21 protein-coding genes are annotated in these 22,054 nt (G+C 74.0%); 10 read left to right on the top strand and 11 right to left on the bottom strand.

Annotated features, from left to right (window positions below):
* Positions 1-172: 172 nt before the first annotated feature.
* Together ACZ4W9_RS08955 and ACZ4W9_RS08950 are read right to left on the bottom strand one after the other, a co-directional pair.
* Positions 173-1,393, bottom strand: coding sequence for an acetyl-CoA C-acetyltransferase (locus ACZ4W9_RS08955; RefSeq protein WP_467934234.1), 1,221 nt, complete (start codon positions 1,391-1,393; stop codon positions 173-175).
* A 129-nt stretch (positions 1,394-1,522) separates the two neighbouring features.
* The gene (locus ACZ4W9_RS08950) at positions 1,523-2,542 is read right to left on the bottom strand and encodes an SGNH/GDSL hydrolase family protein (protein ID WP_467934232.1); all 1,020 of its coding nucleotides are present in this window, start codon (positions 2,540-2,542) and stop codon (positions 1,523-1,525) included.
* Between the two features lie 162 nt (positions 2,543-2,704).
* On the opposite strand from ACZ4W9_RS08950, the gene ACZ4W9_RS08945 reads away from it, so the two are divergent.
* A complete protein-coding gene (locus ACZ4W9_RS08945; protein WP_467934230.1) occupies positions 2,705-4,096 on the top strand; it encodes a cystathionine beta-synthase in 1,392 nt (463 codons plus the stop codon).
* Positions 4,097-4,389: 293 nt separating this feature from the next.
* Here ACZ4W9_RS08945 and ACZ4W9_RS08940 read toward each other — a convergent pair whose 3' ends face one another.
* Complete coding sequence (locus tag ACZ4W9_RS08940; RefSeq protein ID WP_467934229.1) at positions 4,390-5,226, bottom strand: helix-turn-helix transcriptional regulator; 837 nt, start codon at positions 5,224-5,226, stop codon at positions 4,390-4,392.
* A gap of 148 nt (positions 5,227-5,374) precedes the next feature.
* On the opposite strand from ACZ4W9_RS08940, the gene ACZ4W9_RS08935 reads away from it, so the two are divergent.
* Complete coding sequence (locus ACZ4W9_RS08935) at positions 5,375-6,136, top strand: SDR family oxidoreductase (protein WP_467934228.1); 762 nt, start codon at positions 5,375-5,377, stop codon at positions 6,134-6,136.
* A gap of 15 nt (positions 6,137-6,151) precedes the next feature.
* On the opposite strand, the gene ACZ4W9_RS08930 is transcribed toward ACZ4W9_RS08935, so the two are convergent.
* The gene (locus ACZ4W9_RS08930) at positions 6,152-6,628 is read right to left on the bottom strand and encodes a hypothetical protein (RefSeq protein WP_467934226.1); all 477 of its coding nucleotides are present in this window, start codon (positions 6,626-6,628) and stop codon (positions 6,152-6,154) included.
* A gap of 10 nt (positions 6,629-6,638) precedes the next feature.
* Positions 6,639-8,066: a purine-cytosine permease family protein gene (locus ACZ4W9_RS08925; RefSeq protein ID WP_467934225.1), complete on the bottom strand. Its 1,428-nt coding sequence runs from the start codon at positions 8,064-8,066 to the stop codon at positions 6,639-6,641.
* A 130-nt stretch (positions 8,067-8,196) separates the two neighbouring features.
* Here ACZ4W9_RS08925 and ACZ4W9_RS08920 point away from each other — a divergent pair, with 130 nt between their 5' ends.
* Both ACZ4W9_RS08920 and ACZ4W9_RS08915 read left to right on the top strand, forming a co-directional pair.
* Complete coding sequence (locus ACZ4W9_RS08920) at positions 8,197-9,039, top strand: MurR/RpiR family transcriptional regulator (RefSeq protein WP_467934224.1); 843 nt, start codon at positions 8,197-8,199, stop codon at positions 9,037-9,039.
* 179 nt (positions 9,040-9,218) lie between these two features.
* Positions 9,219-9,776 carry a hypothetical protein gene (locus ACZ4W9_RS08915; RefSeq protein ID WP_467934222.1) on the top strand — a complete coding sequence of 186 codons (558 nt, stop codon included), beginning with the start codon at positions 9,219-9,221 and terminating at the stop codon, positions 9,774-9,776.
* Positions 9,777-9,783: 7 nt separating this feature from the next.
* Here ACZ4W9_RS08915 and ACZ4W9_RS08910 read toward each other — a convergent pair whose 3' ends face one another.
* The 5 genes from ACZ4W9_RS08910 to ACZ4W9_RS08890 all read right to left on the bottom strand — a co-directional run bounded on the left by ACZ4W9_RS08910 (position 9,784) and on the right by ACZ4W9_RS08890 (position 13,412).
* Positions 9,784-10,158 (bottom strand): roadblock/LC7 domain-containing protein, encoded by a 375-nt coding sequence (locus tag ACZ4W9_RS08910; RefSeq protein ID WP_467934221.1) that lies wholly within the window; start codon positions 10,156-10,158, stop codon positions 9,784-9,786.
* A gap of 10 nt (positions 10,159-10,168) precedes the next feature.
* On the bottom strand, positions 10,169-10,642 hold the full coding sequence (locus ACZ4W9_RS08905; protein ID WP_467934219.1) for a roadblock/LC7 domain-containing protein: 474 nt from the start codon (positions 10,640-10,642) through the stop codon (positions 10,169-10,171).
* Between the two features lie 31 nt (positions 10,643-10,673).
* Entirely contained in the window at positions 10,674-11,483 is an 810-nt protein-coding gene (locus tag ACZ4W9_RS08900; protein ID WP_467934218.1) for a transcriptional regulator, read from the bottom strand.
* Positions 11,480-11,863 carry a hypothetical protein gene (locus ACZ4W9_RS08895; protein ID WP_467934216.1) on the bottom strand — a complete coding sequence of 128 codons (384 nt, stop codon included), beginning with the start codon at positions 11,861-11,863 and terminating at the stop codon, positions 11,480-11,482. The genes ACZ4W9_RS08900 and ACZ4W9_RS08895 overlap by 4 nt, the downstream gene beginning before the upstream one ends.
* Positions 11,864-12,041: 178 nt before the next feature.
* Complete coding sequence (locus tag ACZ4W9_RS08890; protein ID WP_467934215.1) at positions 12,042-13,412, bottom strand: type III PLP-dependent enzyme domain-containing protein; 1,371 nt, start codon at positions 13,410-13,412, stop codon at positions 12,042-12,044.
* A 136-nt stretch (positions 13,413-13,548) separates the two neighbouring features.
* Here ACZ4W9_RS08890 and hutU point away from each other — a divergent pair, with 136 nt between their 5' ends.
* From hutU to hutI, 4 genes are all read left to right on the top strand, one after another.
* Positions 13,549-15,213 (top strand): urocanate hydratase, encoded by a 1,665-nt coding sequence (gene hutU, locus ACZ4W9_RS08885; RefSeq protein WP_467934214.1) that lies wholly within the window; start codon positions 13,549-13,551, stop codon positions 15,211-15,213.
* Positions 15,214-15,317: 104 nt separating this feature from the next.
* Positions 15,318-16,520, top strand: coding sequence for an allantoate amidohydrolase (locus tag ACZ4W9_RS08880; RefSeq protein ID WP_467934441.1), 1,203 nt, complete (start codon positions 15,318-15,320; stop codon positions 16,518-16,520).
* A complete protein-coding gene (locus tag ACZ4W9_RS08875; RefSeq protein WP_467934212.1) occupies positions 16,517-17,854 on the top strand; it encodes a formimidoylglutamate deiminase in 1,338 nt (445 codons plus the stop codon). Before ACZ4W9_RS08880 ends, ACZ4W9_RS08875 begins: the two co-directional genes overlap by 4 nt.
* Before the next feature lie 20 nt (positions 17,855-17,874).
* Positions 17,875-19,047 carry an imidazolonepropionase gene (gene hutI, locus ACZ4W9_RS08870; protein WP_467934211.1) on the top strand — a complete coding sequence of 391 codons (1,173 nt, stop codon included), beginning with the start codon at positions 17,875-17,877 and terminating at the stop codon, positions 19,045-19,047.
* Positions 19,048-19,130: 83 nt separating this feature from the next.
* Here hutI and ACZ4W9_RS08865 read toward each other — a convergent pair whose 3' ends face one another.
* Entirely contained in the window at positions 19,131-20,027 is an 897-nt protein-coding gene (locus tag ACZ4W9_RS08865) for an RNA polymerase sigma factor SigF (RefSeq protein ID WP_467934210.1), read from the bottom strand.
* A 249-nt stretch (positions 20,028-20,276) separates the two neighbouring features.
* On the opposite strand from ACZ4W9_RS08865, the gene ACZ4W9_RS08860 reads away from it, so the two are divergent.
* Both ACZ4W9_RS08860 and ACZ4W9_RS08855 read left to right on the top strand, forming a co-directional pair.
* Positions 20,277-20,654, top strand: coding sequence for an STAS domain-containing protein (locus ACZ4W9_RS08860; RefSeq protein WP_467934208.1), 378 nt, complete (start codon positions 20,277-20,279; stop codon positions 20,652-20,654).
* A gap of 316 nt (positions 20,655-20,970) precedes the next feature.
* Positions 20,971-21,540, top strand: a complete 570-nt coding sequence (locus ACZ4W9_RS08855; protein ID WP_467934207.1) for an ATP-binding protein — start codon at positions 20,971-20,973, stop codon at positions 21,538-21,540.
* Positions 21,541-22,054: the final 514 nt, after the last annotated feature.

Genomic DNA, 22,054 nt, shown 5'->3' with positions numbered 1-22,054 from the left:
GGTGTCGCCGCACGCCGGGCAGATCGGCGCTGACCTGCGCTGATGTGCCCGGCGAGCGAGATAGGTCACATCATGGGGGAGATTGGATCACGGAAAGACCCAAAACCGTGGTGTTTCCCCGGTTGTGGGCCCTTCTGCGACGTACCGTGCGGGACGCGTCACGAACGGTGGATCAGCTGAGGCGCTCGACGACCATCGCCATGCCCTGGCCGCCGCCGACGCACATCGTCTCCAGGCCGAACTGCTTGTCGTGCCACTGGAGCGAGTTGATGAGGGTGCCGGTGATGCGGGCGCCGGTCATGCCGAAGGGGTGGCCGACGGCGATGGCGCCGCCGTTGACGTTCAGCTTGTCGAGGTCGATGCCCAGCTCCCGGTAGGAGGGGATCACCTGGGCGGCGAAGGCCTCGTTGATCTCGACCAGGTCGATGTCGTCGATGGTCAGGCCCGCGCGCCGCAGGGCCTGCCTGCTGGCCTCGACCGGGCCGAGGCCCATGATCTCGGGGGAGAGGCCGGAGACGCCGGTGGACACGATCCGGGCGAGCGGGGTCAGGCCCAGCTCGCGGGCCTTGGTGTCGGACATGATGACGAGCGCGGCGGCGCCGTCGTTGAGCGGGCAGCAGTTGCCGGCCGTGACGAGTCCGTCCGGGCGGAAGACCGGCTTCAGGCCGGCCACGCCCTCCAGGGTGACGCCGGCGCGCGGGCCGTCGTCCTTGCCGACCACCGTGCCGTCGGGGAGGGTCACCGGGGTGATCTCGCGTTCCCAGAAGCCGTTCTCGATGGCCTGCTCGGCGAGGTTCTGGGAGCGGACGCCGAACTCGTCCATCTCCTCGCGGGTGACGCCCTTGGCGCGGGCGAGGTTCTCGGCGGTCTGGCCCATCGCGATGTACGGGTCGGGCAGCAGGCCGTCCTCGCGCGGGTCGTGCCAGGTCGTGCCCTCCTGCCGGGCGACGGCCTCGGTGCGGGCCTCGGCCTCGGCGAACAGCGGGTTGTGCGTGCCCGGCATGCCGTCCGAGCTGCCCTTGGCGTAGCGGGAGACCATCTCCACGCCGGCCGAGATGAAGACGTCGCCCTCGCCGGCCTTGATGGCGTGCAGCGCCATGCGGGAGGTCTGCAGGGAGGAGGAGCAGTAGCGGGTGACCGTGCAGCCCGGCAGGTGGTCCATGCCCATCTGCACGGCGACGACGCGGCCGAGGTTGTGGCCCTGCTCGCCGCCGGGCAGACCGCAGCCGAGCATCAGGTCGTCGATGTCCTTCGGGTCGAGCTCGGGGACCTTGGCGAGCGCGGCCTGGATGATCGTGGCGGTGAGGTCGTCGGGGCGCAGGTCCTTCAGGGAGCCCTTGTTCGCGCGGCCGATGGGGGAGCGGGCGGTCGAGACGATGACGGCTTCGGGCATCACGGCTCCAGAGGGAGGGGGTCGGGCAGGGCCGGTTCGGAAGTTACCCGGCCGTATGGTCCAGGTCACCGGTGGCGCGGTGTGACACTGACCGCAGTTTCCAAGCGCTTGCTTGGTCGCTCGCGAGCATCACACCGACGGGGCCGCCGGTTCCGCTTCCGGGACGTGGCGGCGGCGTCTGCGCTTGAGCAGCGCCCACGGTCCCCGCGGCCCCGTCGGCATCGCCGCCGTGACCTCGGTGCCCGCCTCCGCCGCCGCCTCGGCCGCGGCCCGCGCGACGGGCAGGAAACCCTCGCGGCGCGACACGTCCGGCCGCTCCTCCTCCGCCGGCCACAGCCCCAGCGCCGCGCACACCGTCGGCAGGACCGCCATCGCCGCCGTCGCGTACCCCTCCGCCGACGGGTGGTAGTTGTCCGGCCCGAACAGCTCCCGCGGATGCGCCTCGAACTCCGGCCCGAGCAGATCGCCCAGCGACACCGTGCGCCCGCCCTGCGCCACCACCCCGATCGTCTGGGCCGCCGCCAGCTGCCGGGACGCCCGCCGGGCCAGCCAGCGCAGCGGCTGCTGCACCGGCTCGATCGTGCCGAGGTCGGGACAGGTGCCGACCACCACCTCCGCCCCGGCCGTGCGCAGCCGCCGGACCGCCGCCGACAGCCGCCGTACCGACTGGGCCGGCGGCATCCGGTGGGTCACGTCGTTCGCGCCGATCATGATCACGCACACGTCCGGGGCGGGCCCCGGCGCCGACAGCACCCGCCCCACCTGACGGTCCAGGTCGTCGGACCGCGCGCCGGTCACCGCCACGTTCCGCAGCTCCACCGGGCGCTCCGCCACCGCCGCCAGCCCCGACGCCAGCAGTGCCCCGGGCGTCTGGCCGGCCCGGTGCACGCCCTGGCCCGCCGCCGTGGAGTCGCCGAGCATCGCCAGGCGCAGCGGCGGCTCGCCCGGGATGTCGTACACGCGCCCGTACACGCCGTCGGCCGCCGGCACCCGGTCGTCGAGCCCGTTGCCCAGCTGGCGCCGCGCCAGCCGCACCTCCGCCAGCACCAGGCCGACGACGGCCGCGCCGACCAGACCGGCCCCGCCACCGCCGTACGCCGCCCCGGCCGCGATGCGCCGGGCCACCCGTGCCCTCGACATGCTCGTCATGCGTCGCCGCCACCTCCTCGTAGCCGTACACCCACTCCTTGCCCCGTACGGACCGTGCGTCAATCCCGACGGCGAGTGAACGGCCGCGCCCGCCGCACGGCTGGCCTTAGGCTGGCGACACCACTACGAACGCATCCTTTTATGCAGCGACCGGAGACAACGGTGCAATACCACGACTCGATGATCAGCCTCGTCGGCAACACCCCGCTGGTACGGCTCAACAACGTCACCAAGGGCATCCGGGCGACCGTCCTGGCCAAGGTGGAGTACTTCAACCCCGGCGGCTCCGTGAAGGACCGCATCGCCCTGCGCATGATCGAGGCCGCCGAGAAGAGCGGCGAACTGCGGCCGGGCGGCACGATCGTCGAGCCGACCAGCGGGAACACCGGTGTCGGTCTCGCCATCGTGGCCCAGCAGAAGGGCTACAAGTGCATCTTCGTCTGCCCGGACAAGGTGAGCACCGACAAGATCAACGTGCTGCGCGCGTACGGCGCCGAGGTCGTCGTCTGTCCGACCGCCGTGGCGCCGGAGCACCCGGACTCCTACTACAACGTCTCCGACCGGCTCGTCCGTGAGACCCCCGGCGCCTGGAAGCCCGACCAGTACTCCAACCCCCACAACCCCCTCTCGCACTACCACTCCACCGGCCCCGAGCTGTGGGAGCAGACCGAGGGCAGGATCACCCACTTCGTGGCGGGCGTCGGCACCGGCGGCACCATCTCCGGCACCGGCCGCTACCTGAAGGAGGCCAGCGAGGGGAAGGTCCGGGTCGTCGGCGCCGACCCGGAGGGCTCGGTGTACTCCGGCGGCTCGGGACGGCCGTACCTGGTCGAGGGCGTCGGGGAGGACTTCTGGCCGACCGCCTACGACCGCGAGGTCGCGGACGAGATCGTCGCCGTCTCCGACAAGGACTCCTTCCAGATGACCCGCCGGCTGGCCAAGGAGGAGGGCCTGCTGGTGGGCGGCTCCTGCGGCATGGCCGTCGTGGCCGCGCTGAAGGTCGCCGAGCGGCTCGGCCCGGACGACGTCGTGGTGGTCCTGCTCCCGGACAGCGGGCGCGGCTACCTCAGCAAGATCTTCAACGACGAGTGGATGGCCGACTACGGCTTCCTGGAGGACGAGGGCCCCAGCGCCCGCGTCGGCGACGTCCTGAACGACAAGGTCGCCGGCTCCATCCCCTCCCTGGTGCACATGCACCCGGAGGAGACCGTCGGCCAGGCCATCGAGGTGCTGCGCGAGTACGGCGTCTCCCAGATGCCCGTCGTCAAGCCGGGCGCCGGCCACCCGGACGTGATGGCCGCCGAGGTCGTCGGCTCCGTGGTGGAACGCGAGCTGCTGGACGCCCTGTTCAGCAAGCGTGCCTCGCTGGACGACCCGCTGGAGAAGCACATGTGCTCCCCGCTGCCCCAGGTCGGCTCCGGCGAGCCGGTCGGCGACCTGATGCAGGTGCTGGGCGAGGCGGACGCGGCGATCGTCCTGGTCGAGGGCAAGCCGACCGGTGTGGTCAGCCGGCAGGACCTGCTCGCCTTCCTCGCCAAGGGCGGGAACAAGTAGCCGCGTCCGGCGCGGGGACGGGGTTCGCGCAAGTGGTACGAGCGTGTCACGTGCGCGCAGCACCCGCTTAACACGCGTCCGGCAGATTAAGGGGCGTCGGCAGGGCGGGATCGGCTCCCCGCCCGGGCCGGCGCCGAACGGCGCCAGGACCTCCGGAGCGGCTCCCGGACCTCCATGGACGCCAAGGACGCGCACGTCCGGTCCTGACCGGCTCGCGTCCCTCGCGGGGACCGCCGTCGTCCCGCCCCCCGGCTACGGGGGTGCGGCGGTCCCCGCGACAGTCTTCCCGGCGGTCAGACGCCGGCCCAACTTCCCAGCAGCGCGAGGCGTTCCGCCGTCTCCGAGCCCGGTTCCGGGGTGTAGACCACGAGGGTCTGGTCCGGCTGGGACGGGACCGTCAGGGATTCGTACGGCAGGGTCAGCAGGCCCGCGACCGGGTGCCGGATCCGTTTCACGCCGTAGGAGCACTCCCGTACCTCGTGGTCCGCCCACAGCCGGCGGAAGTCCTCGCTCTTCACGGAGAGTTCGCCGACCAGCGCGCACAGCCCGGCGTCGTCGGCGTACCGCCCGGCGCCGACCCGCAGATGGGCCACCGCCTGCGCGGCCACCGCCGCCCACTCGGGATACAGCTCCCGGGCGCCCGGGTCGAGGAAGAGCTGCCGGGGCATGTTCCGTTCGGCCGGCGCCATCCGGCCGAAGCCGTTCAGCGCGTCGGCGAGCGCGTTCCAGGCCAGCACGTTCATGCGGTGGTCCAGCACGAACGCCGGGCTGCGCTCCATGCCGTCGAGGAGCGCCTGGACGCCGGGGCGGACCCGGGACGCCGCGGCGGGCCGCGTGCGCCGCCGGCCGGGGCGCGCCACCGCCCGCAGATACGCGTGCTCGGTGTCGTCCAGCCGCAGCACTCGCGCGACCGCGTCGAGCACGGCGTCGCTGACGCTCGCGCCCCGGCCCTGTTCCAGCCGGATGTAGTAGTCGACGCTCACACCCGCGAGCTGGGCCACCTCCTCGCGGCGCAGGCCCGGCACGCGGCGCCGCCCGTGCGCGGGCAGCCCCACCTCCTCGGGCCTGATGCGGGCGCGGCGCGAGCGCAGGAAGTCGCCCACCTCTGCTTCGGTCCAGTCCCCGTCCATGCGCCGATCGTAGGGGACCGGGGCCGGTCCCATCCTGGTACTGGCGGACCCAGGAAAAGCGCATCCCTGGGTACGGGCCCCGGACCCGGCGAGAGTGGTGCCGGCCGCCGGGGAGCCGCCCCGGACGGCAGCCGTCGAGGGAGCACCCATGTCGTACGAGAGCCTGTCCGGCCGTACCGCCGTCGTCACCGGAGCCGCCAGCGGCATCGGGGAGGCCGTCGCCCTCCAGCTGGCCGCCGAGGGCGCCCGGGTGGCACTGCTCGCCCGCCGCGCGGACCGGCTCGACGCGCTGGCGCAGAAGATCCGGGCGGACGGCGGGCAGGCGCTGGCCGTGGTCGCCGACGTCACCGACGACGCGTCCGTGACGGCCGCCCGGGACCGGATCCAGGAGGCGTTCGGGGCCGTCGACCTCGTCGTCAACAACGCCGGCGTCATGCTGCCGGGCCCGGTGGAGGAGGGCCGGCTCGATGAGTGGCGGCGGATGCTGGACACCAACGTCACCGGAGTGCTGCGGGTCGTGGGTGCCTTCACCGGCGACCTGGTCGCCGCCGCGGCGGCGGGACGCGCCGCCGACCTGGTGAACGTCTCCTCCATCTCCGCCCATCTGACCTTCCCCGGCTACACGGTGTACGGGGCGACCAAGGCGGCCGTCACGCATCTGTCGCAGTCGCTGCGCACCGAGCTGGGGCCGCGGGACGTCCGGGTCACCAACATCGAGCCGGGACTGACCGAGACCGAGCTGAAGACGTTCGTCCGCGACCCGGAGCTGTCCGGGCAGCTGGAGGGGATGTTCGAGGAGATCGGCGCGCTGTCGGCGGCGGAGGTGGCGGACGTCGTCGCCTACGTGGCCAGCCGCCCCCGGCACGTCAACCTCCGCCAGATCATGGTGCTGCCGACCCGGCAGGCGTGACCTGCCCGGGTCCGGTCAGTCCTCGGGCGCGGGCAGGTCGCGGCCGGCCGGGGGTTCCCGGTTGAGGCGCACGGCCTGCGCCGCGTTGACGCCGATGATGCCGAACCAGGCGACCGCCATCCCGGACAGTCCGGCCATGCCGCCCGCGATCGCGGACAGCGGGATCGCCAGGACCAGGGTGATCAGCGCGAAGCCGTACCGCTCGGCCCAGGAGTCGCCCGCGCCCGGCCGCCGGGTCGTGCGGGCGTCGGCGAGCCGCCGCTCGGCCAGCTGCCGGCGCACCCGGCGGTCCACCGTGTCGTCGATCCGCCGCTCGACCTTCTCCAGGAACGAGTCGACGAGGGCCGCGTCGTAGTCCTCGCCCAGTTCCGCGCGGGCCCGCACGGTCGCCTCCAGCTCTCCGCGCAGGTCGGAGTCCTGACGGAGGCCGGGATCCGTCCGGGGGGCGGGGTCCTTTCCGGGGCCGGCGTCGCGGGGGTCGCGTGTGTCCATGCCGGCCAGCCTAGGGAGCGGCGGGCCCCACCGCACTGGTGCCAGCCCCCGGTTCCGGCACCGGGACGGCCGGCGGGGCGTCCGGCGGCGGGACCCGGCGGGCGACGAGCCGGTACAGCAGCGCCGGCACGGCCAGGCCGACGATCCAGGAGATGTCCGCGCCGCCCAGCGGGTCCACCAGCGGGCCGGTGTAGAAGCCGGTGGCGAGGAACGGCAGCTGGGCCAGCAGACCGGCCGCGTACACCGCGAGGGCGTCCCAGCGCCAGGCGCCGTAGCGGCCGTGCGGGTCGGTGAGGGCCGCGAGGTCGTAGCGCTCCTCGGAGATCAGGTAGTAGTCGACCAGGTTGATCGCCGACCAGGGCGTGAAGAAGGTCAGCAGGAACAGCAGGAAGTCCTTGAAGGAGGCCAGGAAGCCGTCCTTGCCCAGCAGGGCCACGGCGGTGCCCGCCGCCATCACCAGCGCGATGTACGCCACCCGGCCCGCCCGGGACAGCCGCCGCTGCCCGCGGAAGCCGCTCACGCCGGTCACCAGGGACATGAAACCGCCGTAGGTGTTGAGGACGTTGACGGTGAGCTTGCCGAGGGCGATGACGAAGTACAGGAAGGACGCGACCGGGCCGGTGCCGCCGAGGCCGACGACATAGCCGACCTGACTGTCCAGGAAGCTCTCCCCGGCCGTGGCCGCGACCAGCACCCCGAAGGTCATGGACGTCTGGGAGCCCAGCGCCGAGCCGGACAGCGTCCACCAGAACGTCGCCTTCGTGGACGTCGTGCGCGGCAGATAGCGGGAGTAGTCCGCCACGTACGGCCCGAACGCCAGCTGCCAGGACGCCGACAGGGACACCGCCAGCAGGAACACCGGTGCCGAGAAGTGGGCGTCGTGCAGCAGCGCCGAGGTGTCGGCGCGGTCCAGGAGGCGTACGGCGAGGTACACGAAGGCGAGCGCGCACACCGTGCTCGCCACCCGGCCGAGGGCGTGCACGACCCGGTACCCGGCGGTCGCGATGACTCCCGTGACGGCCGCGAAGACGAGGATCCCGGTGGTGTCGTCCGTGTGCGTCAGCTCGCCCACCGCCTGACCGGCCAGCACGCTGCCGGACGCGAAGAAGCCGACGTACATCACGACCACCAGCAGCAGCGGCACGACCGCCCCGCGCACCCCGAACTGGGCCCGGGACTGGATCATCTGGGGCAGGCCGAGGCGCGGGCCCTGCGCGGAGTGCAGGGCCATCACCGCGCCGCCGAGCAGGTTGCCGAGCAGCAGGCCGAGCACCGACCAGACCACGTCGCCGCCGAAGACGACCGCGAGGGCGCCGGTGACGACGGCCGTGATCTGGAGGTTGGCCCCCAGCCACAGCGTGAACTGGCCGAAGGGCCTGCCGTGCCGTTCCTCGTCCGGGACGACGTCGATGGAGCGCGGCTCCACGAACTGTGCCATGCGTTCTCCCCACACCGGGCTGTATAACGGTATGCAGCGACACACTGTCTGAATAGGCGGCCGGTGTTTGTCAATGCCCCGGCGCTGTACTCTCCCGGGGCGTCGAGGAGATCTGGAGGGGGAGTACGTCATGAGCGCGAGCGACAGCCCTGCGACCCGGTTGCAGGCGCTCTTCGAGGGCCACCGGCTCACGCCGACCCAGCGCCGCATCGCGCACAGCATGGTGCGCCGGGCCGCCGACGTGCCCTTCCTGTCCAGTGTGGAGCTGGCCGAACTGGCCGGGGTCAGCCAGCCGTCGGTGACCCGGTTCGCGGTCGCCCTCGGCTTCGACGGCTACCCCGCCCTGCGCCGGCACCTGCGCGAGGTCGTCCCGGCCGAACCGGCCGCCGACGACGGCGCCTACAACGAGTACCAGCAGGCCGTCGAGGCCGAGATCGAGAACCTCAGGCACCTGGCCGAGCTGCTCGCCGACCCGCGCCCGGTGCGGCGGGCCGGCCGGATCCTCGCCGCCTCCCGCCCGCTGCCGGTGCTCGGCCTGCGCGCCGCCGCCTCCCAGGCCTACGGCTTCGCCTACTTCGCCGCCAAGGTCCACCCGGACGTCCGGCTGCTCCACGAGGGCGGCACGATGGTCCACGACCGGATCGACGCCGCCGTCCGGGCCGGCGCCACCGCCCTGCTGTGCTTCGCGCTGCCCCGGCATCCGCGCGAGGTCGTGGACACCCTCGCCTACGCCAAGGGCGCGGGGCTGACCGTGGTCACGGTCGCCGACTCGGCGTTCGCGCCCGTCGCCGTCCACTCCGACCTGCTGCTGCCCGCCGCCGTCGGCACCGGGCTCGCCTTCGACACCGCCTGCGCGCCGATGCTGCTCGGCCGGGTACTGCTGGAGGCGCTGTGCGACGACCTGCCGGACGCGCAGGCCCGGCTGGAGGAGTTCGACGCCAAGGCGGCGGCCCGGGGGCTGTTCGCGGAGTGAAGCGGGTGAACGGGTGAACCGGGTGTCCCGGCCCCGTCGCTCTCAGATTCGTCTCACGTTCCGCCCTTAGTTTTTCCGGTGAGACACAAGCGCTGTGTGGACACGTGACACGGGAGGCTGACGTGGCGCGCGCGGGACGCGGAGAACGCGGAGGACGCGGAGGGCAGGGACTGGCGCGGGTGGCGGTCGTCGTACGGGCGGGCGCCGCGCCGCTGTGGTGGCTGGGAGCGGTCGCCGCCGGGCTCGGGGCCGTCCCCGAGGGGCTCACCGGGCGGCGGATCGGGGTGACGGCGGGGGCGGCGCTGTTCCTGCTGGGCGCGGCCGGTGTGGTGCTGGCCCGCCGGGGCCGGTACGCGGCGCTCGCCCGCGGGGCGGCCCGCGCGGGCAAGTACGACGTGCTCCAGGACCGGGCGGTGACCGTGCGGGCCTGGCGCCGGGGGCACCGGTGGTGGCTGCTGCTGCTGGGCTGGGCGCTCGCGCTCGGCTCGGCGTTCGCGGTGCCCGCGGCCGGCGGGCTGCTGCTGGCCGGGCTCGGTGCCGGGCTGTGGCTGAAGGCGGCCTGGATCGGGCGGCTGGAGCGGTCCGCCGAGGCCCTGCTGTGGGTGCGCGTCGACTGGCTGGGCCGGGGCGGCGGGAGTCCGGCGGGCAAGGCCGTGAAGAGCCTGCGGGCCACGGGTGTCGCGGCCGGCGACGCGGCCCCGGGCGGGGCCCGCCGCCGTACCCCGGCGCTGGTCTGAGCGGCCCTCAGACCTCCAGTTCCTCCTCGATCCTGCGCAGCTGGTGCCGGGCCATCGCGAGGTTGGCCCGGGAGGAGTCCAGGACCAGGTACAGGAACAGCCCGTTGCCGCCGCGGCCCTTGAGCAGGCGGATCAGGTGGTACTGGCCGGTGAGGGTGATCAGGATGTCCTCGATCTCGCCCTTGAGGCCGAGGAGTTCCATCGTGCGCATCTTGGCGCGGACGACGTCGGTGTTGCCGGCGGCGGCCACGTTCAGGTCGAAGCCGGTGCTGTCGCCCATCGTGCCCAGCGCCATCCCGCTGGTGTAGTCGACGAGCGCGGCGCCGGTGGCGCCCGCGATGGTGGTGAGGGCCTGCTTCAGCGCGGTGGCGGTGTCGGACATGGTGGTCCTCTCAGCTGTCGGTTGCAGTGCGGGTCTCGGCGGGCGCGGGGGCGCCGGGTCCCCGGGTGCGCCGGGGGGCGGTGCCGGGGAGCGGGCGGGCGGCCTCGGCGGCGTCCAGCAGTTCCCCGATGCGGGCGCCGGCCCGGCGGCCCTCCAGGTGCAGCCGGCCCACGTTGACCCGGTCCTGGGCGAGCAGCGTCAGCACGGCGGTGCGGCCGGCCGCGTAGGTGGCGACGTAACCGCGCTCGCCGCGCACCAGCAGCTCCCGCAGGGCGCCGTTCCCGGTGGCGTCGGTGACCCGTACGGCGACCCCGAGCGCGGCGGCGGTGAGCGCGGCCAGGCCCTCGGGGTCGACGCCGGGGGTGTCGTGGGCGACGACGAGTCCGTCGACGCCGGCCGCGAGGGCGCCGGTGAGCTGCGGGACCCGGGTGCGCAGCCGGTGCAGTTCGGCCAGCACGGCGCGCAGGTCCTCCTCGGTCACCATCAGCTGTCTCCTCTCGGCGGTGCGGTGCCGTTCAAAGCGCCTCCAGCGCATCCCTGAGCCTCTTCAGCAGCGCGACGTCGGGGTCGGTGGCGACCGGGCGGGGCGGTGGTGCGGGCGGCGGGGCGGGGTCCGGGGACACCGGCGCGATCCGTCCGGCCGCGGTGAGCCGGCGGACGTCGACCAGCGTGTGGAAGGCCTGCCGGCCGAGGTCCCGGGCGATGTCGGCGGCCGTGCGGACCCCGTCCACACGGTCCAGGACGGCCCGCTGCCGGGGGGTGACCGGCGCCGCGGGGGCGCGGCCGGGGCCGGTGCGGCGCAGCGGGGCGCTGTCGGCGGCCGGGTCGGGCCACAGCCGGTGCAGCAGCAGCCGGCGGCGCAGCGTCTCCCGCTCCAGCGCGACCACCGGCACCGAGGGCAGCGGGCCGGGCCGGGGCCCGGCCTCGTACCGGAACCGGCCCGGGGTGCCGCTCGGCGCCAGCGCGAAGTACCCGGCGTCGTACAGCGCGTCCAGGTGGCACAGCTCCAGCGCCCCGGTGGGCAGCACGCCGGAGCGCAGCAGCAGCGCGGTGGCGTGCGCGGGGTCCGGGGCCCGGGCCGCGGCCCGCTGCCAGGCGGCGGCCGCGAGGGTGCCGTGGGCCGTGAGGAGCACGTCGAGGCCCGGGGCGAGGGGGCTCTCGGCGTGCACCACCCGGCCCTCGGCGAGGCGCAGCACGCCGTGTTCGCGGACCAGGACGCCGGTGGCCCGCTCCTCGGCGAGCCGGGTCAGCATCGGGGACAGGGCGCGGGCGGCCCGCCTGTCCCGCACCGGCAGGGCCGGGGGAGGGATCCGGACCATGGTCATCCCAGCACCAGCCGGGCGGCCATCTCGCCGAGCCGGATCCGGGCGAGCGCGAGATTGCCCTCCGCGCGGCCGAGCCACAGGTGCAGGAACACGCTGCTGTCGAAGGAGGTGTCCACGAACCGCAGCAGGTGGTAGCTGTCACCGTTGCTGACGATGAGGTCCTCCACGGGCGGCGGCCCCGCGCCGGCCGCCGCGAAGGTGCCGTGCTCGGCGGCCGTCCGGGCCAGTTCGGCGGCCTCGGCGGCGGCCGTCTCGTGGTCGCCGCCGGGGGCCTCCCCGACCGTGCCGAGGGCCAGCCCGCTCGTCCAGTCCACCAGCGCGGCCCCCCGGGCACCGGGCAGTCGCATCGCTTCCAGTAAGCACTCGTCGATTCCGGGCACCGTGGCTTCCTCCCGCCTGGGACGCCGGCTGAGTGACGCCGACACTACGCATCGTGTGTGCGGGAGGAGAGTGCTTTGGCATTTTCCGGTGGAACATGCGTCCGGCGTACTAGTGTTGCCCGACTGACGTGTGTTCTCCGGCCGTCGAGCCGTTTGTTCGATTGACGGGCGGGGCGCGTCAAGGGCTCCCGGGAGCGCGGAGGGTGGTGAGCGCGGACGCGTGCGCCCCTCCGGAGTCGGCCACCACCTCGGCGACCGTCTGGGCCCGCCGCACGGTCGCGAAGGCGATGCCCCCGTCGCCGTCCGGCGCGTAGCCGTAGATCCCCGGCCGGGTCAGGGAGTTGTACGCGTAGTGGTGGGCGAAACCGTACGCGCCGGTGTCCAGCGCCGCCGCGTAGTCGCCCTGCTCCAGCGGGGGCAGCGTGCGCCCCCGGGCGAGCAGGTCGCCCGAGAAGCAGGCCGGCCCCGCGATGTCCTGCACGGCCTCCGGTCCCTCCTTCGGCCGCCCCTCGGCGTCGTACGCGGCGATCCGAAGGGGCCACACATCCGGCGCGTACACCGTCCGCACCGCCACCTGCACGCCCGCGTGCGTCACCGCGATCCGCCGCCCGCCCGCGCTCTTGGTGTACTCCACCCGGGCCACCACCGTCCCGTGCCGGGCCAGCAGCGACCGCCCGAACTCGGTCACCAGCCCGTACCGCCCGTCGAACAGCCCGGGCACCCGCGCGGCCAGCAGCCGCGCGTACTGCGCGAACGTCGGCGCCGTCTCCTCCGCCGTGTAGTCCACCGGCAGCCCGCCGCCGATGTCGATCGTGCCGACCTGGCGGCGCCCCACGGCGGCGTTGATCTCCTCCGCGAGCGCGTACACCTCCGCCACCCCCCGGGCCAGCAGCGGCAGCGGGACGCCCTGCGAGCCGGTGTGCGTGTGCAGCCGGGTCAGCCAGGGCCGGCGCGCGTACGCCTCCACCACCCAGGCACGCGCCCCCTCGTCCCGCAGGGCCACCCCGAACTTCGAGGTCCGGGTCGCCGTCGAGGTCGCCCCGATGGCGCCGGCGCCGAGCTGCGGGTTGACCCGCAGGCCGAGCGGGGACCGGGAGGGGGCGGCGCGCACCAGCGCGTCGAGCCGGTCCAGCTCCTGCGGGCTGTCCGCGTTCACCGCGACGCCGAGGGCGAGGGCCTCGCGCAGCTCCGCCGGGGTCTTCGCCGGCGAGTCCAGCACCGTCCGGGCGGCCGGCACCCCCGCCGCCCGGGCCAGCGCCAGTTCCCCGGGGCTCGCCGCCTCCGCGCCAAGGCCGGCCTCGTGCAGCAGTCGCACCACCGGGACCAGCGGGGACGCCTTCACCGCGAAGGCGTGCAGCACCGGCGTCCCGGGCGCCGCGACCGCGTCGAACGCCGCCCGCAGCGCCGCCGCCGACTCCCGGATACCGGTGACGTCCAGCAGGCCCGCCACGGCCGCGTCCGGGCCCAGCAGTCCCTGCTCGACCGCCGCCCGCACCGCCCGGTCCCGCCGGGCCGCCCGCTCCCGGGCCTCGATGGCGACGTCCTCCACGGGCCTCTCCGTCCTGTCCCGGCCTCCGGTGTCCCCCGTCGGATACCCGCCACGCCCCCGCCCGGACCGCCCCCTGTATTGACTAGCTCTATTCAGGTCGACAGGATGTGAATAGTCGTAGGCATAGGAGGCAGAGATGTCGGGACCCCGACCCGTACGAGCACCGCGCGGCACGGAACTCAGCGCCCTGGGATGGCAGCAGGAAGCCGCCCTGCGCATGCTGCAGAACAACCTCGACCCCGAGGTCGCCGAGCACCCCGACAAGCTCGTCGTCTACGGCGGCACCGGCAAGGCCGCCCGCGACTGGCGCTCCTTCGACGCCATGGTCCGCACGCTGAGGACCCTCAAGCAGGACGAGACCATGCTGGTCCAGTCCGGCCGCCCGGTCGGCGTGATGCAGACCCACGAGTGGGCCCCGCGCGTCCTCATCGCCAACTCCAACCTGGTCGGCGACTGGGCCACCTGGGAGGAGTTCCGCCGTCTGGAGGCCCTCGGTCTGACCATGTACGGCCAGATGACCGCCGGCTCCTGGATCTACATCGGCACCCAGGGCATCCTCCAGGGCACCTACGAGACCTTCGCCGCCGTCGCCGCGAAGAAGTTCGGCGGCACGCTCGCCGGGACCATCACGCTGACCGCCGGCCTCGGCGGCATGGGCGGCGCCCAGCCGCTCGCCGTCACCATGAACGACGGCGTCGCGATCTGCGTCGACTGCGACCCGCGCGCCATCGAGCGCCGCATCGAGCACCGCTACCTCGACGTCAGGGCCGACTCCCTCGAGCACGCGCTCCGGCTGGCCGTGGAGGCCCGCGACGCCCGCCGCCCGCTGTCCATCGGCGTCCTCGGCAACGCGGCCGACGTGGTCCCGCGGCTGCTCGCCATGAACGCCCCGATCGACATCGTCACCGACCAGACCTCCGCCCACGACCCGCTGTCCTACCTGCCGGCCGGCACGGCCTTCGAGGACATGGCCGACGAGGCCGCGAAGGACCCGGCCGGCTTCACCACCCGCGCCCGCGAGTCCATGGCCCGGCACGTGGAGGCCATGGTCGGCTTCCTGGACGCCGGTGCCGAGGTCTTCGACTACGGCAACTCCATCCGGGGCGAGGCCAGGCTCGCCGGCTACGACCGGGCGTTCGCCTTCCCCGGCTTCGTCCCCGCCTACATCCGCCCGCTGTTCTGCGAGGGCAAGGGCCCCTTCCGCTGGGCCGCGCTGTCCGGCGACCCGGCCGACATCGCCAAGACCGACAAGGCGATCCTGGACCTGTTCCCGGAGAACGAGTCCCTGGCCCGCTGGATCCGGCTGGCCGGCGAGCGGGTCCACTTCCAGGGCCTGCCCGCGCGGATCTGCTGGCTCGGCTACGGCGAGCGGGACAAGGCCGGCGAGCGGTTCAACGACATGGTCGCGAGCGGGGAGCTGGCCGCGCCGCTGGCCATCGGCCGGGACCACCTGGACTGCGGGTCGGTCGCCTCGCCGTACCGGGAGACCGAGGCCATGCGCGACGGGTCCGACGCGATCGCCGACTGGCCGCTGCTGAACGCCATGGTCAACGTGGCCTCGGGCGCGTCCTGGGTGTCCCTCCACCACGGCGGCGGCGTGGGGATGGGGCGGTCCCTCCACGCGGGGCAGGTGACGGTGGCCGACGGCACGAAGCTGGGCGGCGAGAAGATCCGCCGCGTCCTCACCAACGACCCGGGGATGGGCGTCATCCGGCACGTGGACGCCGGGTACGACATCGCCGAGTCCGTCGCGGGGGAGCGCGGGGTCCGGGTTCCCATGCGTGAGGGTGAGGAGGCGTGACGGTGGACGAGACGGGACACGGCGGCCCTCCGCCGGGGGCCGGTTGCCCGTCGCCGTCCGCGGGTGTGGCCGTACCCGCCCGTGCCGGCGCCTCCTTCCAGGAGATGTGGCGCGAGCTGCTCCCCATCGGCCGGCACCCCGGATCCGGCGGCTACCGGCGGTACGCCTGGACCGGGGCCGACGCCGAGTGCCGGGCCTGGTTCGAGGAACAGGCCGGGGCGCGCGGGCTGGCGTACGAGGTCGACCGGAACGGGAACCAGTGGGCCTGGCTGGGGGACCCGTCCGCCGGGGACGCCGTCGTCACCGGGTCCCACCTGGACTCCGTACCCGACGGAGGGGCCTTCGACGGGCCCCTCGGAGTGGTGTCCTCCTTCGCCGCGCTGGACGAACTGCGCCGGCGGGGCGTCGAGTTCACCCGGCCCCTCGCCCTCGTCAACTTCGGCGACGAGGAGGGGGCCCGGTTCGGGCTCGCCTGTGTCGGGTCGCGGCTGACCGCCGGGCAGCTCACCGTCGAGCAGGCGCACCGGCTCACCGACGGCGACGGGATCGGCCTGCCCCGGGCCATGGAGGCGGCCGGGTACGACCCGGAGGCCATCGGACCCGACCCCGAACGGCTGGCCCGCGTCGGCGCCTTCGTGGAGCTGCACGTCGAACAGGGGCGTGCGCTCGATCTGTCCGGCCAGAGGGTGGGCGTCGCCAGCGCCATCTGGCCGCACGGGCGGTGGCGGTTCGACTTCCGGGGCGAGGCCAACCACGCCGGCACCACCCGGCTGGCCGACCGGCGCGACCCCATGCTGTCGTACGCCGAGACCGTGCTCGCCGCCCGCCGCGAGGCCGAACTCGCCGGTGCCGTCGCCACCTTCGGGAAGATCGTGGTGGAACCGAACGGCGTCAACGCGATCCCCTCGCTGGTGCGCGGCTGGCTGGACTCCCGCGCCGCCGACCAGGAGACCCTGGACACGGTCGTCGGGGCAGTGGAGGAGGCCGCGCGCGCGTACGCCGCCGCGCACGGCATCGATCTCGACGTCGTCCGGGAGTCCTTCACCCCGGTGGTCGAGTTCGACCACGCGCTGCGGGACGAACTCGCCCGGATCCTGGGCAAGGACACCGGCCTGACCGTGCCCGTCCTCGGCACCGGGGCGGGACACGACGCCGGGATCCTGTCCGGGAGCGTTCCGACCGCCATGCTGTTCGTGCGCAACCCCACCGGTGTCTCGCACTCCCCGGCCGAGTTCGCGGCCGAGGACGACTGCGTGGCCGGGGTGCGCGCACTCGCCGACGTACTGGAAGGACTGGCCTGCCGGTGACCCAGGGAACCTACTGGCTGGAGCACGCCTGGCTCGGCGACCGCGTCGAGCCGGGCGTGGCCGTGGACGTGGCCGGCGGGCGCGTCGGCGCCGTGCGCACGGACGTGGCCGCCCCGCCGCCCGGCGCCGAGGTGCTGCGCGGGCTGACCCTGCCGGGGCTCGCCAACGCCCACTCGCATGCCTTCCACCGCGCCCTGCGCGGCACCGCGCAGGTCGGGTCCGGCACCTTCTGGACCTGGCGCGAGGTGATGTACTCCGTCGCCGACCGCCTCACCCCGGACACCTACCACGCCCTGGCCCGCGCGGTGTACGCCGAGATGGCCCTCGCCGGCATCACCTGCGTCGGCGAGTTCCACTACGTGCACCACGCCCCCGGCGGCACCCGCTACGCCGACCCCAACGCCATGGGCGAGGCGCTGATCGCGGCCGCCGCCGAGGCCGGCATCCGCATCACCCTCCTCGACACCTGCTACCTCTCCGCCGGCTTCGGGGAGCCGCCGGACGCCCACCAGGCGCGGTTCTCCGACGGCAGCGCGCAGCGGTGGGCCGAACGCTGCGGAGTCCTCGAGGACCGGGAGCACGCACGGATCGGGGCGGCGATCCACTCCGTACGGGCCGTGCCCGCCGGTCAGCTGTCCACGGTGGCGGAGTGGGCCGGGGAGCGGCGGGCGCCGCTGCACGTGCACCTGTCGGAGCAGACCGCCGAGAACGACGCCTGCCTCGCCGCGCACGGCCGTACCCCCGCCCGGCTGCTCGCCGACCACGGCGTCCTCGGGCCGCGCACCACCGGGGTGCACAACACCCACCTCACCGACGAGGACATCGCCCTGCTCGGCGGCTCGGGCACCGGCACCTGCATGTGCCCCACCACCGAGCGGGACCTGGCCGACGGCATCGGCCCGGCCGTCGCCCTCCAGCGGGCCGGCTCCCCGCTCTCCCTCGGCTCCGACAGCCACGCCGTGATCGACCTGTTCGAAGAGGCGCGCGCGATGGAGCTGAACGAGCGGCTGCGCACCCGCACCCGGGGCCACTGGACGGCCGCCGCCCTGCTGCGGGCCGCCACCGCCGACGGCCACGCCGCCCTCGGCTGGGACGAGGCCGGCGCCCTCGAGCCCGGCGCGCTCGCCGACTGGACGACGATCGCCCTGGACTCGGTCAGAACGGCGGGGCCACTGCCCCGGCTGGGCGCCGAGACGGCCGTGTTCGCGGCGTCGGCGGCGGACGTGCGGCACACCGTCGTAGGCGGCCGGCAGGTCGTGCGCGACGGGGCGCACACGCTCGTCCCCGATGTGCCGCAAGCCCTCGCGCGGGCCGTCGAGGCCCTCCGCGCCTGACGATCATCCACGAGGACACCATGAGCAGCACCGTCATCACCAACATCGCCACGCTGGTCACCAACGACCCCTCCCTCGGTGACCGCTCCCCGCTCGGTCTGGTCCGGGACGCGGCCGTCGTCATCGACGGCGACCGGGTCGTGTGGACCGGTGAGTCGCGCAGGGCACCCGCCACCGACAACCGGGTCGACGCGGGCGGCCGGGCGGTACTGCCGGGCTTCGTCGACTCCCACTCCCACCTGGTCTTCGCCGGGGACCGGACCGAGGAGTTCAACGCCCGCATGTCCGGCCGCCCCTACAGCGCGGGCGGCATCCGCACCACGGTCGCGGCCACCCGTGCCGCGAGCGACGCGGAACTGGAGGCGAACCTCACCCGGTACCTCACCGAGGCCCTGCGCCAGGGCACGACCACGTGCGAGACCAAGTCGGGCTACGGCCTCACCGTCGAGGACGAGGCCCGCGCCCTGCGCCTCGCGGCGAAGCACACCGAGGAGGTGACGTACCTCGGCGCGCACATCGTCGGCCCCGACCACGCCGACGACCCGGCGGCCTACGTCGCCCTGGTCACCGGCGAGATGCTGGACGCCTGCGCGCCGCACGCCCGCTGGATCGACGTGTTCTGCGAGAAGGGCGCCTTCGACGGCGACCAGGCCCGTGCCGTCCTCACCGCGGGCAGGGCGAAGGGCCTGCACCCGCGGATCCACGCCAACCAGCTCTCGTACGGCCCCGGTGTGCGGCTGGCCGTGGAACTGGACGCGGCCAGCGCCGACCACTGCACCCACCTGACGGACGCGGACGTCGACGCCCTGGCCCAGGGCCGTACGGTCGCCACCCTGCTGCCCGGCGCCGAGTTCTCCACCCGCGCCGAGTGGCCCGACGCCCGCCGGCTGCTGGACGCGGGGGTGACGGTCGCCCTGTCCACCGACTGCAACCCGGGCTCGTCCTTCACCTCGTCCGTGCCCTTCTGCATCGCCCTGGCGGTCCGCGACATGGGGATGACCCCCGACGAGGCGGTGTGGTCGGCCACGGCGGGCGGTGCCGCCGCCCTGCGCCGCACCGACATCGGCCGGCTCGCCCCGGGCGCCCGCGCGGACCTGCTCCTGCTCGACGCCCCGAGCCACGTCCACCTCGCCTACCGCCCGGGCGTGCCGCTGGTCGCCGGGGTGTGGCGCGGGGGCGAACGCGTGGTCTGACCGGCGCGCGTAGGGGCCGCGCGCGGAGGGTCCGGCCGCACCGGCCGGACCCTCACCGCAGCGCACGAGGTGTTGTGCGGAGGTCACTCCTCCAGGGTCAGCCCCTTGCGCAGCCGCACCAGCGTGCGCGACAGCAGGCGGGACACGTGCATCTGGGAGATGCCCAGTTCCTCGCCGATCTCCGACTGGGTCATGTTCGCCACGAAGCGCAGGGAGAGGATCTTCCGGTCCCGGGCCGGCAGTCCGGCGATCAGGGGCTTGAGCGACTCGATGTACTCGATGCCCTCCAGCCCGTGGTCCTCGTAGCCGATGCGGTCCGCGAGCGCGCCCTCGGTGTCGTCCTCCTCGGGCTGGGCGTCCAGCGAGGAGGCGGTGTAGGCGTTCGAGGCGGCCATGCCCTCGACGACCTCCTCGCAGGAGATGCCGAGGCGTTCGGCGAGTTCCGCGACGGTGGGGGCGCGGTCCAGCTGCTGCGCCAGCTCGTCGCCCGCCTTGGCGAGGTCCAGGCGCAGCTCCTGGAGCCGGCGCGGGACCCGCACGGACCACGAGGTGTCACGGAAGAATCGTTTGATCTCGCCGATGATGGTCGGCATCGCGAAAGTGGGGAACTCGACGCCGCGAGAGAGTTCGAAGCGGTCGATCGCCTTGATCAGGCCGATGGTGCCGACCTGGATGATGTCCTCCATCGGCTCGCTGCGGGAGCGGAAACGGGAGGCGGCGAACTTGACGAGCGCGAGGTTGAGCTCGACGAGGGTGTTGCGGACGTACGCGTGCTCGTACGTCCCCTCCTCCAGCGACTCGAGACGCTCGAAGAGGGTCTTGGACAGGGCCCGCGCGTCGACCGGGCCGATCTCGTCGTAAGGGGGGATATCCGGGAGTCCCTCGAAGGGGTCGAGGGGGTCGATGGGATGTTCCAGTTGAACCGGTGGGGGTGTCGACGTCGCGATCGGGGTAGGCGATGCGTCGAGCCGGGGTGACATGGGTGTCCTCCATCGTTCTCGGCATATGGCTGCCGAAGCCAGTCACGTGCACTGCGGTGTGCGGCGCCTCCGAAGCCGGCGTGTAGGAATGTGTGTCCTTACTAGCCCTACCCGCTTCACCGAGCGGGTCGCAAGTGCGTTTTGTTGCGATATGTCCGTTTCTGTGCGGAAGTTCGGGTGTCGTTGTGCGCGAGGAAGGCGTAATGTTCGAGGGCATCAGCAGCCACGACCTCGGGAGAGAGAGACGGCATGGACCACGGGACGGTCGGCAGCGCACAGTCGGGCCGACTTCTGGTGGAAGTGCGGCAAGAGGGCTCCAGCGCCGTTGTGACACCGGCGGGCGAGCTCGACCACCACACCGCCGATCTTCTGCGCGAGCCCCTCGACGACCTGCTCGACAAGGGTTTCTCGCGGCTCGTGGTGGACTGCTCCCGCCTGGAGTTCTGCGACTCCACGGGGCTGAACGTCCTGCTCGGCGCCCGGCTGAAGGCGGACGCCGCCGGCGGCGGCGTCCATCTGGCCGGCATGCTGCCGGTGGTGGCCCGGGTGTTCGAGATCACCGGTGCCGAGACGGTCTTCACCGTCCACCACTCCGTGGAGGCCGCCTTGGCCGACAGTGCCGACTGATCGGCTCCGCCCTCCCCGCCGGACCGTTCCGGCGCCCGGCCCCCGCGAGCGTTGCGCGGGTCACCCCGAACACGGGGGTGTTCCCCGGGATCGGCCGGGCAGGAGAGGGCAGAAGAAGACGGGGGACGGCCCGGCCGGCACGCGCACGGGACTGCGCGTACGGCGGACGGGCGGCCGGCCCCCGGGTGGTGCGACGGCCGACGGGGCCGGTGCCTATCGTCCGGTCTGCCGACCGGACCGCGGGCCGCAGTGTCGATCGGACCGCCGACCGGACTTTTGTAATCGTGAACTGGTGAATCGGTGAGGTGAAGCGCTGATGAGCACCACCCGGCCTTACTCGCCGGGCGACCGCGGCCCGGAGCCCAGCGGCGCTTCCGGGGCGTCCGAGGGGGCCGCGCCGGCTGTCGGCGCGTCCGAGGGGGCAGCCGCGCCGTCCGTGACGTCCAAAGCGGCCGACGCCGCTCCGCGGGCCCATGAACGGCAGGTGCGTACGCTCCGCCTGGAAGGCGAGAGCGGGGTGGTCCCGCTCGCTCGTGACTTCACCCGCCAGGCGCTGTACGCGTGGGGCTGGCTGCCCGCCGCCACCGCCGACCGGCGGGCCGCCGCCGACGACGTGCTGCTCGTCGTCTCCGAACTGGTCACCAACGCCTGCCTGCACGCCGAGGGCCCGGACGAGCTGCGGCTCACCTGTGACAACAAGGTGATCCGGATAGAAGTCTCCGACCGGGGCACCGGCCAGCCGGCTCCGCGCACCCCGCACCGGGCCGGCCGGCCCGGCGGCCACGGCATGTTCATCGTGCAGCGGCTGTGCCTGGACTGGGGCGTCGTCCGGGTCACCGGCACGCCGGGCAAGACGGTGTGGGCGGAGCTGGGCGCCCCCGCCTGACCGGACGCGAGAAGCACCCGCCGGGCCGCCACGACCCCGGCGTGTGACGCGACTTCCTTCCTCACGGTTCCGGCGTACCGGGCACCACTGGGCGGCCGGGTGACGGCGTCGCCGGGTCCGGCGCGAGTGGGCCACGGCGCCTGCGTGCCCCGGGTCCGGTGGCGGGCACTCGTGGCGTGTGACGCGTCTTCTTTCCTCGCGGTTCCGGCGTACCGGACATCACCGGGCGGCCGGGCGGCGGTCTCGCCGGGTCCGGCGCGAGTGGGCCACGCCGTCTGCGTGCCCCCGGGTCCGGTGGCGGGCACTCGTGGCGTGTGATGCGACTTCCTTCTTCACGGTTCCGGCGTACCGGGCACCACTGGGCGGCCGGGCGGCGGTCTCGCCGGGTCCGGCGCGAGTGGGCCACGCCGCCTGTGGGCCCCGGGTCCGGTGGCGGGCACTCGTGGCGTGTGACGCGTCTTCTTTCCTCGCGGTTCCGGCGTACCGGACATCACCGGGCGGCCGGGCGGCGGTC

Source organism: Streptomyces sp. NPDC029296 (assembly GCF_055569255.1).
The sequence above is the reverse complement of the archived record's forward strand: the minus strand, read 5'-3'. Positions and strand labels throughout refer to the sequence as shown.